General features: G+C 67.6%; 15 protein-coding genes. 4 read left to right on the top strand and 11 right to left on the bottom strand.

From position 1 onward, the window contains the following. Window positions 1-95: 95 nt before the first annotated feature. Window positions 96-773 carry a helix-turn-helix domain-containing protein gene (locus tag AUR65_RS14130; RefSeq protein ID WP_058567473.1) on the bottom strand — a complete coding sequence of 226 codons (678 nt, stop codon included), beginning with the start codon at window positions 771-773 and terminating at the stop codon, window positions 96-98. A gap of 233 nt (window positions 774-1,006) precedes the next feature. Between AUR65_RS14130 and AUR65_RS14125 the strand changes: the two genes are divergently transcribed. Continuing rightward, the gene (locus AUR65_RS14125) at window positions 1,007-2,344 is read left to right on the top strand and encodes a permease (protein ID WP_058567472.1); all 1,338 of its coding nucleotides are present in this window, start codon (window positions 1,007-1,009) and stop codon (window positions 2,342-2,344) included. Window positions 2,345-2,412: 68 nt separating this feature from the next. Here AUR65_RS14125 and AUR65_RS14120 read toward each other — a convergent pair whose 3' ends face one another. The 7 genes from AUR65_RS14120 to mvaD all read right to left on the bottom strand — a co-directional run bounded on the left by AUR65_RS14120 (window position 2,413) and on the right by mvaD (window position 10,017). Further along, window positions 2,413-2,721 (bottom strand): non-histone chromosomal MC1 family protein, encoded by a 309-nt coding sequence (locus AUR65_RS14120; RefSeq protein WP_058567471.1) that lies wholly within the window; start codon window positions 2,719-2,721, stop codon window positions 2,413-2,415. 97 nt (window positions 2,722-2,818) lie between these two features. Next, window positions 2,819-3,823, bottom strand: coding sequence for a phosphotransferase family protein (locus AUR65_RS14115; RefSeq protein WP_058567470.1), 1,005 nt, complete (start codon window positions 3,821-3,823; stop codon window positions 2,819-2,821). 71 nt (window positions 3,824-3,894) lie between these two features. Then, the gene (locus AUR65_RS14110; protein ID WP_058567469.1) at window positions 3,895-4,587 is read right to left on the bottom strand and encodes an HAD family hydrolase; all 693 of its coding nucleotides are present in this window, start codon (window positions 4,585-4,587) and stop codon (window positions 3,895-3,897) included. Window positions 4,588-4,686: 99 nt separating this feature from the next. Further along, entirely contained in the window at window positions 4,687-5,841 is a 1,155-nt protein-coding gene (locus AUR65_RS14105; RefSeq protein WP_058567468.1) for an acyl-CoA dehydrogenase family protein, read from the bottom strand. A gap of 124 nt (window positions 5,842-5,965) precedes the next feature. Next, complete coding sequence (locus AUR65_RS14100) at window positions 5,966-7,675, bottom strand: histidine kinase N-terminal 7TM domain-containing protein (RefSeq protein ID WP_058567467.1); 1,710 nt, start codon at window positions 7,673-7,675, stop codon at window positions 5,966-5,968. A 164-nt stretch (window positions 7,676-7,839) separates the two neighbouring features. Continuing rightward, on the bottom strand, window positions 7,840-8,973 hold the full coding sequence (locus AUR65_RS14095) for an NAD(P)/FAD-dependent oxidoreductase (RefSeq protein ID WP_058567466.1): 1,134 nt from the start codon (window positions 8,971-8,973) through the stop codon (window positions 7,840-7,842). Window positions 8,974-9,042: 69 nt separating this feature from the next. Then, window positions 9,043-10,017 carry a phosphomevalonate decarboxylase MvaD gene (gene mvaD, locus AUR65_RS14090; protein WP_058567465.1) on the bottom strand — a complete coding sequence of 325 codons (975 nt, stop codon included), beginning with the start codon at window positions 10,015-10,017 and terminating at the stop codon, window positions 9,043-9,045. Between the two features lie 641 nt (window positions 10,018-10,658). On the opposite strand from mvaD, the gene AUR65_RS14085 reads away from it, so the two are divergent. Continuing rightward, entirely contained in the window at window positions 10,659-11,099 is a 441-nt protein-coding gene (locus tag AUR65_RS14085) for an SRPBCC family protein (protein ID WP_199180609.1), read from the top strand. Between the two features lie 31 nt (window positions 11,100-11,130). On the opposite strand, the gene AUR65_RS14080 is transcribed toward AUR65_RS14085, so the two are convergent. The 3 genes from AUR65_RS14080 to AUR65_RS14070 all read right to left on the bottom strand — a co-directional run bounded on the left by AUR65_RS14080 (window position 11,131) and on the right by AUR65_RS14070 (window position 13,072). Continuing rightward, window positions 11,131-11,784: a hypothetical protein gene (locus AUR65_RS14080; protein WP_058567463.1), complete on the bottom strand. Its 654-nt coding sequence runs from the start codon at window positions 11,782-11,784 to the stop codon at window positions 11,131-11,133. A 96-nt stretch (window positions 11,785-11,880) separates the two neighbouring features. Beyond that, a complete protein-coding gene (locus tag AUR65_RS14075; protein WP_058567462.1) occupies window positions 11,881-12,462 on the bottom strand; it encodes a flavin reductase family protein in 582 nt (193 codons plus the stop codon). Between the two features lie 178 nt (window positions 12,463-12,640). Continuing rightward, the gene (locus AUR65_RS14070) at window positions 12,641-13,072 is read right to left on the bottom strand and encodes a DoxX family protein (protein WP_058567461.1); all 432 of its coding nucleotides are present in this window, start codon (window positions 13,070-13,072) and stop codon (window positions 12,641-12,643) included. A 367-nt stretch (window positions 13,073-13,439) separates the two neighbouring features. Between AUR65_RS14070 and AUR65_RS14065 the strand changes: the two genes are divergently transcribed. Then, window positions 13,440-14,117, top strand: coding sequence for a winged helix-turn-helix domain-containing protein (locus AUR65_RS14065; protein ID WP_058567460.1), 678 nt, complete (start codon window positions 13,440-13,442; stop codon window positions 14,115-14,117). 40 nt (window positions 14,118-14,157) lie between these two features. Then, window positions 14,158-14,970 carry a DUF429 domain-containing protein gene (locus AUR65_RS14060; RefSeq protein ID WP_058567459.1) on the top strand — a complete coding sequence of 271 codons (813 nt, stop codon included), beginning with the start codon at window positions 14,158-14,160 and terminating at the stop codon, window positions 14,968-14,970. Window positions 14,971-15,105 lie beyond the last annotated feature (135 nt).

Raw genomic sequence — 15,105 nt, 5'->3', positions numbered from 1 at the left:
CGCTTAAATAGTCCCCCGCCGAGACCGCCGTTCGAACCCCGACCCGGTCCGACCCGAAGCGAGGCGACCGAAGAACCAGCCGGCCCGAGTCGGCGCTACCTGGAGAGGCTTCTCACCTGGGGCTGTGACCCGAGCGCCGAGGTGAGCAGTTGCCGCTCGCCGCGCCGGAGGAGACTCGACATCGAGGGCTGTGAGATGTCCATCTCCTCGGCGAGTTCTTTCGTGCTGACCTGTCGCGGGCTTTCGTAGTAGCCACGGGCAATCGCCAACTGGAGGGCCTCCTGTTGTCGCTCGGTCAGCCCGTACTGGGACGAGCCGTCGTCTTCCGGAGGGTTCTGCGATATCGACACCAGTTCGACCCCGATACCGTACTCCTCGCACCGGGTCCGCATGCCGTTGAACGCGTTGTAGTTCTGGAACAGTTTGGTTTCGTACCAGCCGTCCGGCGTGACCACCGTCGGCTCCATCTGGGTCGCGGTGAACCGCTCCGGCGCGAACGCCTCCGAGACGACGTCCGCCAGCTCGATGGTGAGCTGATAGACCTCCTTGCCGCTCGCACGTCCGAGCGGGGAGGTGTCCACGACCTCGTCGAGCGCGGAGAGGTCCGCCTCGGAGACGTTGTCGTCGGGTTCGAGGTAGACGACGAACACCCGAGAGCCACCCTCGTGACAGAGCCCGTGTACGCACTCCAGTTGCTGCGACGGGAGCGACGCCGCGAGGCTGACGAACGGAAGTGAGGGCGAACGGATGACGAACTCCGCAGTAAGGGTCATGCGTCGAGGGTAGGTCCCATGAGAAGTTAACCCTCTGGTGTCGGGGGGAATCGCCCGGTATCGCGCGCATCGCTCGCCTTCCGGCCGGTCGTCGGAGCCGCCGCGCCGACGCTCGGCTTTCCGTCTAAACCCGGCCGCCGACTCGTCTTCGGAACCCAAACTCACGCCGCGTCGAAAGCCCGATTCTCCTAGGCACAACCGAGTTAGGTACGGCTCCCCTCATATCTACCCCCATGGACCGGACCGAATACGCGATACTCACGGTCATCGCACTCGCGACGGTCGGACTCGGCGTATTCACGACCACACAACCGCTCGGGACGTTCTTCGTCGAGAGCGCCCGGGAGGCGCTTTCCACCACCGCGGCCATGGCGTGGGTGACGTGGTGGGCGCTCGTCGTCGGCTTCGCCATCGCCGGCGGCGTGGAGGCGTGGACCTCGGGCGAGGAGGTCTCGGAGCTACTGGAGGGCCACGGCCCGCGCGAAATCGGCTACGGCTCGCTGTTCGGTTTCGTCTCCTCGTCGTGTTCCTACAGCGCCATCGCCACCGCGAAGAACCTGTTCAAGAAGGGCGGGTCGGCGGCGGCGACCCTCGGGGCGTTCATGTTCGCCTCGACCAACCTCGTCATCGAAATCGGCGCGGTCATCTGGATTCTGCTCGGCTGGCAGTTCCTCGTGGCCGACATCCTCGGCGGGTTCATCCTCATCGGGCTGATGGCGTTCGGCTTCGTCTACCTCGTTCCTGACGAGGTGGTCGAACAGGCCCGACAGAACGTCCAAGACGAGGGCACCGAGACCGTCCGCGACCCCGTCTGCGGGATGGAAGTGAACCCCGAGGAGACGGAGTACTCCGTCGAACACGACGGGCGGACGTTCTACTTCTGTTCGAAGTCGTGTAAGGAGAGCTTCGACCCCGAGGAGGCCAACACGACGGTTCGCGAGCAGGCCACGTCGCTGTCGGGGTGGAAGGCGCTCGCCGACAAGCAATGGAAGGAGTGGGGGATGCTGTGGGACGAAATCGCCATCGGGTTCGTCTTCGCCGGCCTCATCGCCGGGTTCATCCCCGAGTCGGTGTGGACCTCGGTGTTCTCGGGGCCGACGTTCGGGCTGCCGGTGTACGTCTTTTGGACCGCGGTCCTCGGGGCCGTCATCGGCGTCGCCACCTTCGTCTGCTCGGTCGGGAACGTCCCGTTCGGAGCGGTCCTGTTCTCGAACGGCCTGCCGTTCGGGAGCGTCCTGAGCTACATCTACGCGGACCTCATCGTCCCGCCCATCATGAACGCCTACCGAGAGTACTACGGGACGACGTTCGCGGCCGTCCTCTCGGGGATGATATTCGTCGCGGCGGTCCTGACGGGCGTCATCATCCACTTCGTCTTCCTCGGCGTGGGGCTCATCCCGGCGCCCGAGAGCGTCCAAATCGCCGAGGTGAGCATCGAGGCGGACTACAAGCTCGTGTTGAACGTGTTCGCCACCGGCCTGTTCGGCGTCCTCTACTGGCTCCACCGCTCGGAGTCAGTCGGCGACGACGGCCATGGCGGTCACGGCGAGGCGGCACAGGCCGGCGACTAAGCCGGTGACTCGACGCGCGACTCGCAAAAAACGAAGGCGGGTCACCCCGGAACCGCCGAACCCCCGGCTTACGCCTCGAGGTGCTCGATACCCTGCTTCGAGACGTTCGCCCGGGTGACGTAGTCGTCCATCCACTCGGGGGCGTCATCGTCTTTCTCCTCGGTCCACGCCCACCCCTCGTAGATGTGGACGCGGTCGGTCCCGCGCTCGCGGAGCCTGAGCGTCGCCTTCCCGTCGATGTCGTCGAGGCTCGGGGCGGGGTGGAGCCGTCGGGCGGCCTTCAGCGCCGCCTGTCGGGGATACGTTCCGCTGAACACGCTTGTCTCCTCGCCGTCTTCGACGAGAACGAAGTTTCGCTTGCCGTCTTCTCGTACCATGCCTATCTGTACCACGCACTCCGAATTAGTAGTTAGTGTCGCCGCGGGGGTGCGGCGCGCCTTCGAACGAGGTCGGCGGCACCGATTCCGGCCGCGGTCACAACAGCGCGTCGAGTCGGTCCCGATGGAAGTCGAGCGCGGCCGCCCCGGTTCGCTCGGGGTAGCCGGGACGGGTGACTTCTCCCGCCGAATCGACCGCCGAGTGGGCGACGGCGGCGACCCGATAGGCGCGCGGCACCGCCGGGAGCGGCCGGACCGACTCGTAGCCCGCGCGGAACGCCCGGCGGAACGGCGCGCCGTCTTCGACGTACCAGTCGGCGACGAGGTGTTCGACCTTGGCGACGGCGAGCCCCGGCGCGGCGGCCATCGGCTGTCCCCAGTCGAGCACGGCGGTCACGCGGCCGTCGGCGACGAGCGCGTTCCCCGGTCTGAAATCCCACGGGTAGAGGCGGGACGGCGGGTTCGCGGGGAGCGACGCGGCCGCGACGGCGTCCGCCAACCGCTCTCGAAGCCCGTCGAACGCGGCCGGAAGCGCGGTGATTCCCTCGCGGACGTAGGCGGAGAACCACGTCTCCCAGTCGCTGCCGTCGGCGCTCGCGGCGTCGAACCCGCGGTCGGTCGCCGTTTCCGATTCGAACGCGACCCCTCCAGCGGCCGGTTCGCCCCCGTCGGCTCGCTGTCCGCCGCGAGCGGAGCGCACGAGCCGACCGTAGCCGTCGAAGGTGAACTGTTCGTGGAGCTGGCCGAGACCGACGCCGAACGACCGGGCGACGCGTCGCCGGGTCGCCGAATCGAGCGAGACGAACCGCTCGTGGAGTTCGTCGCCGGCGGCGCGCTCGACGACGACGTATCCGAACCCGTCGAGCGCGCCCGACGCGAGAACGCGGGGGACCGGAATCGTCGTGCGCTCTCGGACCGCCCGCGAGAGGTCGGCTTCGAGGGCCAGCGCCGCGGCGTCGGTCGCCGTCTGGACGACGACTTCCCCGCCGTCGGCGAACGTCGCCACCGCGGTCCGCTTGTGGTTCCCGTTCGGCACGCGGGCCGTCGCCGCGACGCGTCGCTCGGGAAACTCGCGGGCGAGTACGGTTGCGACGGGGTCCATGGAGCCACTCTAGGGGCGACGCCAACAAAGGTCCAGCGGACGGTTCCCGCATGGCCGACCGCGGGGGACCGTCACGGGCCGCCGTCCAGAATCGCAGAAAACTCGGTGAGCGACCGGAGGACGTACGCCGGGGCGTGCGAGGTCGGGTCCAGGTCGCCTTCAGTACCCGTTTCGACCGGGCACCACGCGGCGTCGAGGCCGGCGCGGTGGGCTCCGTCAACGTCGAACTCCAGCGAGTCACCGACGTGGAGGCTCGCGTTCGCCTCGGCGTCGAGGTCGGCGAGCGCCCGGTCGAACGGGTCGGGATGGGGTTTTCGCCGCGGCATATCGCCCGCGAAGACGACCGCGTCGAACGCGTCGGCGATGCCGAGCGCGTCGAGTTTGATAGACTGCCGCCGCTCGGGACCGTTGGTGACGAGGCCGACCGACGCGTGGTCGCGGGCGGCGGCGAGCGCGGCCTCGGCACCGGGGCGGAACGAGACCGCCGAGTGGTCGATCGTCTCGACGAACCCGCGGGCCAGCGCCCGAACGTCGACCCCCTCGCGGTCGTGTTTCGCCGCGACGCGCTCGAAGCCGTCGGCGAGGTAGCCCTCGTGGTCGTCGTGGTCCGGCGGGCCGTCGAGTGCAGTCCAGAGGTCCGACGGCTCGCCGAAGCGGTCGAGACCGGCGGCGTCGAACGCGCCGGCGTAGATGTTCTCGCCGCTCTGGTCGTTCGTACAGAGCGTGTTGTCGAGGTCGAAGAGAATCGCGTCGAACGGTGCCACGCTCACTCTTGGCGCGGCGGCGGTAAAACCTCGTCCACGAGCGACGCCGTCCGCGGCGGCGGCCGGACGCCGCGAGCCACGGGCAGTCTCAGACCCGACTCAGAAGCCCTTGCCGAGCAGTTCGCGGGCGATGATGTTCTTCTGAATCTCCGTGGTTCCCTCGTAAATCTGCGTGATTTTCGCGTCGCGGTAGAGCCGCTCGACGTCGTGGTCGTTGACGAAGCCGGCCCCGCCGTGAATCTGGACGGCCTCGTCGGCCACGTCGGTGGCGACGTTCGAGGCGAACTCCTTGGCCATCGACGCGAGCGCGGTCAGTTGGTCCTCGTCGTTGTCGACGCTCCACGCAGACTTGTAGGTCAACTGCCGGGCGGCCTCGGTCGCGGTGTGCATCTCCGCGAGCTTGTGCTGAATCGCCTGGAAGTCGCCGATGGAGCGGCCGAACTGCTCGCGCTCTTTGGCGTAGTCGAGCGCCCGCTCGCAGGCACCCTTGGCGATGCCGACCGCCTGCGCGGCCACCGCGGTCCGCGTCTCGTCGAAAAACTGCATGAGCTGGAGGAAGCCCATTCCCTCGGTGCCGACGAGGTTCTCCTCGGGCACGCGCACGTCGTCGAAGACGAGTTCGGCCGTGTCGCTGGCGCGGATGCCCATCTTTCCGGTTATCTTGTCCGCGGAGAACCCGTCGCGGTCGGCCTCGACGATAATCTGCGAGAAGCCCGCGTAGCGGTCGTCCGCGTCGGGGTCGGTCTGGCACATGACGACGAAGTAGTCGCCGACGCTCCCGTTCGTTATCCACATCTTGGTGCCGTTTATCACCCACTCGTCGCCGTCCTTCTCGGCGCGGGTGCGCACGGAGGTCACGTCGGACCCCGCCTGCGGCTCGCTGATGGCCGCGCCCATGACGGATTCTCCCTCCGTAATCGGCGGCAGGAAGCGCTCTTTCTGGTCGTCGGTGCCGAAACTGATGATGGCCTCCGCGCCGAAGCCGGCGCTCGTGATGCAGAGCCCGATGCCGGGGTCGACCGCGAACAGCTCCTCGGTGACGAGCGCGTTCTCCAGCGACGAGTAGCCGACGCCGCCGTACTCGACGGGGAAGTGCGCCCCCGTCAGCCCCATCTCCGACGCCTTGCGGACGACCTCAGCGGGATACTTCTCGGCCTCGTCGTACTCGCCCGCGACCGGTGCGACCTCGTTTTCGGCGAACCGTCGGACCTCCTCGCGGATGGCCCGCTGTTCGTCCGAGAGCGAATAGTCCATGATTGTTAGTCACATACATGGTCGATAACAGTTGTGACACCGAGAAAAACGTGCGGCGAGTTGATTCGGGAGTCGGGGCGTCAGTCGGTCGAACGGGGTGGGTCAGTCAGCCAACCGGGTCGGCTCAGTCCGCGGCCTCGACGGCGGCGAGCGGGAGGTCGATGACGAAGACGCTCCCCCGCGGTTCGTTGTCCTCGATGTGGACGGTGCCGCCGAAGTTCGAGACGATGGTCTCGACGAGGTAGAGGCCCGTTCCGGTGCCGGGGCTTTCGAGCCCCTTCGCGCCCTTCCCGAAGACGACCGACTTCTGTTCGTCGGAGATGCCGGGCCCGTCGTCGGCGATGCGGACGGTGACGCCCTCGTCGTCCGCGGTGCCCGAGACGACGATGGCCGGGCGGTCGCGGTCGCTGTGGACGACCGCGTTCTTCAGGACGTTCACGAACACCGAGTCGAGCAGGTCGTTGGCGAACACCGTCGCCGACGGGAGGCCGCCGACCGTGAACGCCGCGTTCGGATAGCCCTCGCGCACGTCTTCGACGGACTCGCGGAGCACATCGCCGACGTCGAGGGCGCGACGACGCTCGTCGTCGTTCGTCGCGCGCATCAGTTGCCCGAGCACGTCGGTGAGGTCCACGGTGTTGAGCGCCCGCCGGAGCGCCGTCTCCAACTGCGCCCGCGCCTCGTCGGACAGCGGTTCGTGGTCGAGGACGATGTCGATGTACGCCGTCACGAGTTGCATGTCGTTTCGGATGTCGTGGCGGACGATGCGGTTGAGCACCTCCAGTTCGTCGTTCCGCGACTCCAAGGCGAGTTCGTAGTGCTTCCGCGGCGTCACGTCTCGGACCGAAATCACCCAGCCGAGCGGGTCGCCGGCCTGGTCGAGCGGGATGCGCGTCAACTCGACGTAGCGTTCGTCCTCGACCAGTACGTCGCACGACGAGCGCCCGTCGCCGAAGTCGTCGTAGTTCGGGAGAGCCTCACTCGCCGGTCGACCGAGGAGCGGGTCGCCGGTGCCCAACAGCGGGCGAACGTGGTCGTTGACGTGGACGACGACCTCGTCGGCGTCGAGGACGACGAGCCCGTCGGCCGAGTGCGCGCCGGCGGTCGCGTAGGCGAGCGGGAGGATGTCGAGGAGCTTGTAGCGGTAGACGGCGATGCCGAACGTCACCGAGGGGACCGCGAGCGACGCGGGGATGAGGTTGACGCCGCCGGCGAGCGGCGGCGTGCCGGTGAGTTCGAGCGCGGCGACGACCGACGGCACGAGCATCCCGACGATGAGGAGCGTCGCCTGCGTCCGGTAGGGTCGATCGAGTTCGAGGGCGTACTGGCCGATGATGCCGAGTCCGAGAAACAGCAGGACGAAGCCGTAGACGAGGCCGAACACGCTCATCGGGCCATCGGCGACGGAGAGCACCGTCACGCCGTCGACGGTCGACAGCTCCCAGCCGGTGTAGCCCAACTCCAGCGGGTTGGTGAAAAGGACGACGAGGAACACCGCGGGGACGACGTACAGCGACGCGACGACGTGTCTGTCGAGCAGTTCCCGGCGGTCGGTGTACGCGAGGGCGAAGACAAAGAACGTCGGCGCGGCCGCCATCGCCCCGACGTGGAGGAGCTTGTACGCGAGCAGTTTCGCGCCGGGGTCGACGAGGAACAGCTTGACCGCGGTCGTTGCGGTCCAGAAGGCGACGGCGGCCGTCAGCACGGCGAACGAGACGACGGTCGGGTTCCGCCCGCGGCGGCGGACGAACTGGACCGCGTACGCCGAGAGGACCCCGGCGACCACCGCCGCGAAGACCATCGGGTAGGCGTAGGCGGTGTACTGCCAGTTCATCGAACACCTCGCTTGTCCGTCACGTCTCGTGGAATCCTCTCGGGGACGAAATCTCGACGGTCGTGCCCGGCGTCGTCGAACACGGGCGGAGGTACTCCGGCATCCGATAAAGAACTTCTCAGGGTCGAACCGCCGGACCGTGCGCCCGACCCATCAGTACTTTGTCAGGCGTGCAGTTCTTCGTCGACGAGGTCGACCGCCCGCGAAATCGCCCCGACGGAGGTGAGGTGACCGGCCCCGACGGTTGCTTTCATCGCTTTCGCGGCCTTCCCGCGGAAGATGCTCGGGCCGACCTGCGCGACCGCGCCGTCGCCGACGGAGACGATCCAGCCGGGGACTTCGAACCGGTAGGGGTCGACCCGGGGCGCGAAGTCGTTCTCGCCGGCGGTCGCCTCGAACTCGACCTGCGCCGCGATGTTGCCGGCGACGGTCTTCGCCTCGCGGAGGGCCGCGGAGGCGCTCGCCGGCACGGGTTCGCCGTCGGCGTCGACGGCGCGGGCCGCGTCGCCGACGACGAACGTCCGGCGGTCGAGTCGGAGGTCCGCCCTGACGGAGGGTCGCTCGCCGCCCATCGCGTCGTCGCCGGCGATGCCGCCCGTCCAGACGAGCAGGTCGTAGTCGATGTCGCCGGTGTCGGTCGCGACGGTCGCGTCCGTCACCGACTCGACGGTCGTCTCGGTCCGAATCTCGACGCCCCTGTCGAGGAGTTCGTCGCGGACCGCCCGCTGGAACGACTCGTCGAACGACGGCGCGACGGCGTCCAGTTGCTCGACGAGGACGATATCGGCGTGCGCGCCCTCCTCGTCGCGGAGCGCGGCGAGTTCGCCCGCGACCTGCACGCCCGACAGCCCCGCGCCGCCGACGACGACGGTGCCGCCCTCGTCGCAGTCGTCGAAAAAGCGCTTGCGGATGGTCTCCGCGTCGGCGACGCGCTTCAGCGGGACCGAGTGGGATTCGAGGCCGGGGATGCCGTAGTAGGCGGTCTCAGCGCCCAGACAGACCGCGCAGTAGTCGTAGTCGAGGGCGTCGCCCTCGGCGAGTTCGACGGTCCGCGCGTCGCGGTCCACCGCCGTCACGCGGTCGACGACGACCTCGGCGCGGTCGAGCGCCTCGTCGAGGGGGACCTGAATCGCGTCTGCGACTGCCGGCCGCCGAATCGCGCGGTGGACCTCGTGTTGGACGAGGTGGTGCGCGGAGTCGTTCACCACGGTCAGGTCGGCGTCGGCGGGGAGTCGGCGTTCGAGGTCGCGGGCGAGCGTGAGGCCCGCGTACCCGGCGCCGAGAACCAGGACACGCATGGCTGTCTCGTAGGGCGCGAGAGAAAAGAGGATGACGGCGGTCGCGGTGCGCGGCGGGCGGCCGGGCGTTCAGAACAGCGCTTCGGACTCGTCGAGCACTTCGGCGGGGCCGCCGACGCCCCACACGTCGGTCTCGACGCCGCAGTCGGCGACGACCTCCTCGACGCGGTCGACGTACTCCTCGGTCGTGTTGATGTAGACGCTCGCGCCGGTGTCGGTCGAGAAGTAGACCGGCACGTCCTCCTCGTTCCGGAGTTTGCGGACGGCGTTGAACACGGCGATGGTGCGCGGTTGCCAGTAGACCCAGCCGGCGGGGCCGGTCATCGTCGTCGCCGCGAGCGACAGCGAGTCGTGTTCGGCGAGTTCGAAGGCGGCGTCGAAGTCGCCGTCGTACAGCGCGTCGCGCATGTCGTCTATCTGGGCGTGGATGTGCGCCATCCGCGCTTGGAACATGTGGCTGTCGGCGGCCTCGGCGTGGGCCTGCTCGGTCTCCTTGTAGGCGGGGACGTGCGCGGCGACGATTCGCAGGTCGTCTTCGAGGCCGGTCTCGATGCGCTCGGAGCGGCAGTCGGTGTCGTTCATGCCCGAGTAGAGGTGCGAGAACGCGCCCGTAACGGCGCGAGCGGCGGACGCCGACCCGCGGCGGGCGATGGTCGAGACTTCGGGGCGCGTCATGTCGAGGTCGGCCGCCTCGGCGAGTGCCATCGCGGCGGCGGCGAACCCGGATGCCGACGACCCGAACCCGATGTTCGAGGGGAAGGAGTTCTCGCTCTCCAGTCGAACCCGGTGGTCGAAGTCGGCCAACTCGCGGACCCGGTCGACGACGGCTTGGATGCGCTCCGCGCCGCGGCCCTCGACTTCCTCGCCGCCGATGACGTAGACGTCCTCGTCGGCGTCGGGGAGGAACTCGACCGTCGTCTGCGTGTGGCTCGGTGCCGTGCAGACGCTGATGCTGTCGTGGTACGGCATTCGGCGCTCCGTGTCTCGCATCCCGTGATACTTCACGAGGCCCTGAATCGGGTGGGCCTTGGCGGTGGCCTTCATGTTCGAACGCCCGTTGGACTCGGGGTTAAACGTCCCGATAGGTGCCGGGTCCGGCGGGTAACGGGTACAGTCGGTCGGAAATCGAGTGCGCGCCGGCAGGACGGCCGGCGCGGGTCGGTCGCAACGGTGCGCAGGAAGGACGCACGTTCTCCCTTTCCAGCGGGAGGTGGTCGAGTTCGATACAGTCGGTCGCTCGGTCGGTTACTTGGGTAGTCGTATCGTGTTGGCCGTCTCGTGGTTGAGTCGCTGGATTCGCTTCACTTGGTTGGCTGGGTTGGTTGAGTTCGGTGCGGGTGGTTCGTTACGATGCGGATGGTTCGTTGCTGTTCGGTCGGTTCGCTGCTGTTCAGTTGGTTCGTTACGGTTCGGTTGGTTGGGTTGGTGGAGTTCGGTGCGGATGGTTCGTTACGGTTCGTCGTCGTGCGATTGATTCTGCCCGGCTACTCTGTGGACTCGGATTCGTGTCCTCGCTCCCAGACGTTCGTGACGCTCTCGCCTGTGGGTGGTGTGTGGCTGACGTCTCGCATCGTCTTGGGGCGGTCACTTGTGTTGCTCATGTGTTGCCTTGGTAGTTGCTACCACGTTTCGTGGATAAAGATTTCGGCGATGTTATATTACGACTTATTAGCATACTAGGGCGTATGAGGGGCGAGTCGAACCGGACCCGAACGCGCGTGGAACGAACGCCGGATGGGCGGCGACTGGTCGTCTCCCGGCGGATTTCGGCTCCCGCGGTGGCGGCGTGGGACGTGTTGGTGTCGGTCGCCGACTGGCCCGACTGGGGGCCGAGCGTGTCGGGCGTCCGCGGCGTCGACGGACGAATCGAGGCGGGAAGTCACGGCGAGGTCCGCGTCGCCGGCGTCTGGGTTCCGTTCAGCATCGAGACGTGCGACGACGAGGCCCACCGGTGGACGTGGCGTGTAGCCGGCGTCCCGGCGACGGGACACCAAGTGGAACCGGTCGGCCCCGACCGGTGTGCGGTGTCGTTCGAAATCCCGGTGCTCGCGGGGCCGTACGCCGCGGTCTGCGCGGTCGCACTCCGTCGAATCGAGCGACTCGCGGAGCGGCGGGCTCGCGGGTGAGACAGAATGAGTCAGTGACCCCGAGCGCCGCTCAGAACGGGCCGAACAGGACGAGCGCGGCGACGATCGCCACCACGACGACGGCCGCGACGAGGAGCGCGAGCGCGCGACCGGAACCCGCGCCCGACGCGGCGTCCGCCTCGGCCGCGGCGCGGGCCTCTTCGGCGTCTATCTCGTCGAGAATCTCCTCGAACTCCGGTTCGTGCGGCTCGTGGTACTCGTCGATGATGTCCTCGTCGAGGTCGGCGTCTTCGAGCGCCTCCACGAGGTCGGGAAGCGCCACGAGGTCGATGGGACGCTCGACTTCGTCCGGGTCGACGAGGAGGTCGCGGTCGCCGTCCTCGTCGGGTTCGTCGAGTTGGTCGTCGGCCGCGAACGCGAGGGCGAGCGTCTCCATGGCCTGCTCCTCGTCGCCGGTCGTCAGGAGCGTTCCGTCGATGCCGCGGTCGTCGCAGCGCTCGGCGAACGCCTCGACGCTCCGGGCGTCGAACGCGGCTTCCACGTCTATCCAGACGACCTCGGTCGGTTGTGACTCTCCTTCGGGGGCCGCAAAGAGGAACGTCCGCCCGTCGCGGACGCTCCGTTTCGTTCGCTCTCCGTGGGTCGCGCGGACCCGCTCGACGACGGTTGCCGCGTCATCAGTATCGAGAAACGAAAGCACGCTCGACAACGACACGTCGCTCATTGGTTCGAACGACTCTGTATCCCGCGATAAACCTTCGCTCCCCATTATCAATCTTCGATAACGGGCGGGCCGCCGGAGCGGTTTCGTCGGAACGGGCTAGTCCGGGCGGACGAGTTCGAACCGGTCGTCGGTCGTCGCGTACTCGCTGCCGGCGAGGCGGCCGACCGCGTCGAGCTTCCGCGTGTCGAGTTTGCCGTCGGTCAGCACCTCGTCGGCGACGTGCGCGTGGACGACCTCGCCGAGGACGAGCGTCGAGGAGCCGACTTCCATGCTGTCGTAGAGGGTGCACTCGAAGGCGACTTTGGCGTCGGCGACGCGGGGGGCGTCGACCCGGACGGACTCGGCCTTCTCGATGCCGGCGTGTTCGAACTCGTCCACGCCCGGTGAGACCGTCGCGGCGGTCTCGTTCATCGCTTCCACGAGGTCGCGGGTGACGACGTTGACGACGAACTCGCCGCGCGAGATGGCGTTTCGCGGCGTGTCCTTCAGCGACGGGCCGCGACCGACCGGCGCGAAGACGAGCACCGGCGGGTCGACGCTGGCGACGGTGGAGAAACTGTACGGCGCGAGGTTGTCGGCGTCGTCGCCGCGGGTGCTCACCCACGCGATGGGGCGCGGGACGACGGCTCCCGAAAGCAGGCGGTACGGGGAGCCGAAGGCGTCGGGCGCGCCGTCCATCAGCGACCCCCCGCGGCGGGCGGTCGGGGTCGGCTACTCGGCGGGCGACGAGAGCGTGTGGAATCCGGTATTGCGTCGGTCACGAATGAGTGTGTGGTGGGTTCGGAGGCCGATGAATCTGTGGGGCGGTGACGCCTCGGGGCTCCGTCCGGGGTCGTGTCGTGAGCCGCCTCGGCGGTTAGAACAGCGTCAGGCCGATGGCGTAGGACCACGTCGTCCCGCTGAGCGCGAGGAAGACGAGCGCGCCGCCGAGCATGACGACGTTCTTCAGGAAGCCGGTCATCTCGGACTCCTGTTGGTCCTCGGGGACCGCCCAGAAGTTGTGGAACACCGGCGTCCCGACGACGAGGAAGACGGCGACGGCCCCGGCGGCGAGCGCGGGGAAGACGCCGAGCGCGATTCCGAGGCCGCCGAAGACGAGCATCCCGCCGGAGACGACGACGCCGAGGCGGGGTGCCGGCAGGCCCTTCATCTCCGCGTAGCCGGTCATGTGGTCGAGGTTCAGGAAGTGGTTGAGTCCCATGAACGCGAGCACCGCGCCGAAGAGGACGCGCGCGAGGAGGAACGCGATGTCCGCGCCGGGAGCGGCGAACTGGAGCGCGACGCTCATCTCGGCACCTCCGTCGCGGTGGTTGTCGTGTGGCGGTCCGTCGTCGGGGGTACTACTATCATTGCGTTACCTGGTACGAGACCGAACCGATATATATGTTTGCTGACATACATGTAACCGGGTAACCACACGGGTATCCGGTTACGCCAGCGTTACTCGCGGGTGAAATCCGCGAGAGAGCACGGGCATCGATGCCGGGTCTTACAGACTTTGGGCGAGTGAGAGCCTGTGTGTTTCATTCTCTGGCGATATATGGTACGTATATGGTAGTATTGTTCGACCCTCGAAAGATATACCCCGCTTGGCATTGCATACCAGTATGGGACGTGTCAATCATGATGAAAACAACCAGCGGAGAGTCTCGTTTATGACCGAGACGTGGGATTCCGCGGGGTATATTGCGAGTTCTCGGTACCGACTGGCCGTGTGTCGGTACCTCTCGGAGCACGGTTCGGGACTCCCCTCCCGAATCGCCGCGGAGACCGACCTTGCACAGCCGCATGTGTCTCGGGCGCTCTCCGAACTGCGGGAGCGGGGCATCGTCGAACTGTTGGTACCGGAGTCACAGCAGAAGGGGCGACTCTACGGGCTGACGGACCTCGGCGAACTCGCCTACGAACGGGTCGCACTCGACCAGGAAGCGGACGTGACCGTCGTCGACGACGGTGAGTTCCCCGCACCAGAACTATCCTCGGAGTTGCAGGACGCCTACGGGGACGCACTCCGTGCAATCGCGTGGTGTGAGCCGGTTCGGACCCAGATTCGCTTCTTCGAGCAGTCGCTTCTCGACCGCTACGACGAAAACACCGTCAAGACGCTCGTCGCGACGCTCACGAACGAGGAGGCCATCGACCAACCGCTCGAAGACCTCCCTATCGGCGGGCCGGAACTCGTCGCGTTCGCCATCGACGACGCGCTCATCGTCAGGGTACCTATCGACGACGGCGTGAAACTGCTCGTCTCGCTCGACGCGGCCATCGACGTGACGCTCAGCGAACTCCGCGATTCCTGCCGGCAGATGACGGCCGCAGTCCTCGACTCCTGAATCCGGGACTTTTCTCCTGCTCGGCGACGTAGCTCGGTTCGTGCCACAGCGACGCGTATCTCCCGTCATCGGCGTCGACGGCTGTCGGTCCGGGTGGGTGTGCGCCGTCGCCGCCGCGGACGGCCTCTCAGTACGGGTCGTTCCCGACTTCGACGCCGTCTGGGAACTCGCCCGCGAGCGAGACGCCGCGCGGGTGCTCGTCGATATCCCCGTCGGTCTGCCCGACTCCGCCCGGCGCGCGTGCGACCGCGAAGCCCGCGAACTGCTCGGCTCCCGCGCCGCCACCGTCTTCTTCGCCCCCGTCCGCGCCGTCCTCGACGCAGACTCCCACGAGGCGGCCAGCGCGGCGAACCGCGAGCGGACCGGGGCGGGACTCTCGATTCAGGCGTGGCACCTCGTGCCCAAAATCCGCGAGGTCGATGCCGTCCTCCGGGAGACGCCGCGCGCCCGAGAGCGAGTGTTCGAATCCCATCCCGAACTCGCCTTCGCCGCGTTCGCCGGGGAACCGCTCTCGGAATCGAAATCGACGCCCGAGGGCCGCACCCGCCGCCTCGACGTGCTGAGGACGGCGTTCGATGGAGGCGAGGCGAGGGTCGGTGACGGCGACGACGGTTCAGAAGCCGATTCGACCGGCTCGCGGGACCTCGACGCCGAGCGCGCCTACCGCGAGACGCTGGACCGGACGCTCCGACGCGACGTGGCCCGCGACGACGTGCTCGACGCGCTCGTCCTCGCCGCCGCGGCCCGACGGCCTCTCGGGACGCTCCCGAGCACCCCGCCGGTGGACGCCGCCGGACTGGAGATGGCGATTCGCGTCCCGACGAGCGCTCTCGGGGGCGAATTTTTAGTTTGACAATCCTGCACAACTATTCGAGATATCTTGAAACACACTAGTATATAGTCAACAATAGTGTGTGGTATCGTCCGAGGAGAAGATATTTATGCACGGTGTTCAATCGGATAGATGGCGCGACCACTGTCGCCACCA

The sequence above is a fragment of the Haloferax marisrubri genome (assembly GCF_001469875.2).
Lineage (GTDB): Archaea > Halobacteriota > Halobacteria > Halobacteriales > Haloferacaceae > Haloferax > Haloferax marisrubri.
The sequence above is the reverse complement of the archived record's forward strand: the minus strand, read 5'-3'. Positions and strand labels throughout refer to the sequence as shown.

Coding starts and splice junctions, on each gene's coding strand:
- AUR65_RS14130 (WP_058567473.1), bottom strand. CDS start 773: ATGACCCTTACTGCGGAGTTCGTCATCCGTTCGCCCTCACTTCCGTTC.
- AUR65_RS14125 (WP_058567472.1), top strand. CDS start 1,007: ATGGACCGGACCGAATACGCGATACTCACGGTCATCGCACTCGCGACG.
- AUR65_RS14120 (WP_058567471.1), bottom strand. CDS start 2,721: ATGGTACGAGAAGACGGCAAGCGAAACTTCGTTCTCGTCGAAGACGGC.
- AUR65_RS14115 (WP_058567470.1), bottom strand. CDS start 3,823: ATGGACCCCGTCGCAACCGTACTCGCCCGCGAGTTTCCCGAGCGACGC.
- AUR65_RS14105 (WP_058567468.1), bottom strand. CDS start 5,841: ATGGACTATTCGCTCTCGGACGAACAGCGGGCCATCCGCGAGGAGGTC.
- AUR65_RS14100 (WP_058567467.1), bottom strand. CDS start 7,675: ATGAACTGGCAGTACACCGCCTACGCCTACCCGATGGTCTTCGCGGCG.
- AUR65_RS14095 (WP_058567466.1), bottom strand. CDS start 8,973: ATGCGTGTCCTGGTTCTCGGCGCCGGGTACGCGGGCCTCACGCTCGCC.
- mvaD (WP_058567465.1), bottom strand. CDS start 10,017: ATGAAGGCCACCGCCAAGGCCCACCCGATTCAGGGCCTCGTGAAGTAT.
- AUR65_RS14085 (WP_199180609.1), top strand. CDS start 10,659: ATGAGGGGCGAGTCGAACCGGACCCGAACGCGCGTGGAACGAACGCCG.
- AUR65_RS14080 (WP_058567463.1), bottom strand. CDS start 11,784: ATGAGCGACGTGTCGTTGTCGAGCGTGCTTTCGTTTCTCGATACTGAT.
- AUR65_RS14075 (WP_058567462.1), bottom strand. CDS start 12,462: ATGGACGGCGCGCCCGACGCCTTCGGCTCCCCGTACCGCCTGCTTTCG.
- AUR65_RS14070 (WP_058567461.1), bottom strand. CDS start 13,072: ATGAGCGTCGCGCTCCAGTTCGCCGCTCCCGGCGCGGACATCGCGTTC.
- AUR65_RS14065 (WP_058567460.1), top strand. CDS start 13,440: ATGACCGAGACGTGGGATTCCGCGGGGTATATTGCGAGTTCTCGGTAC.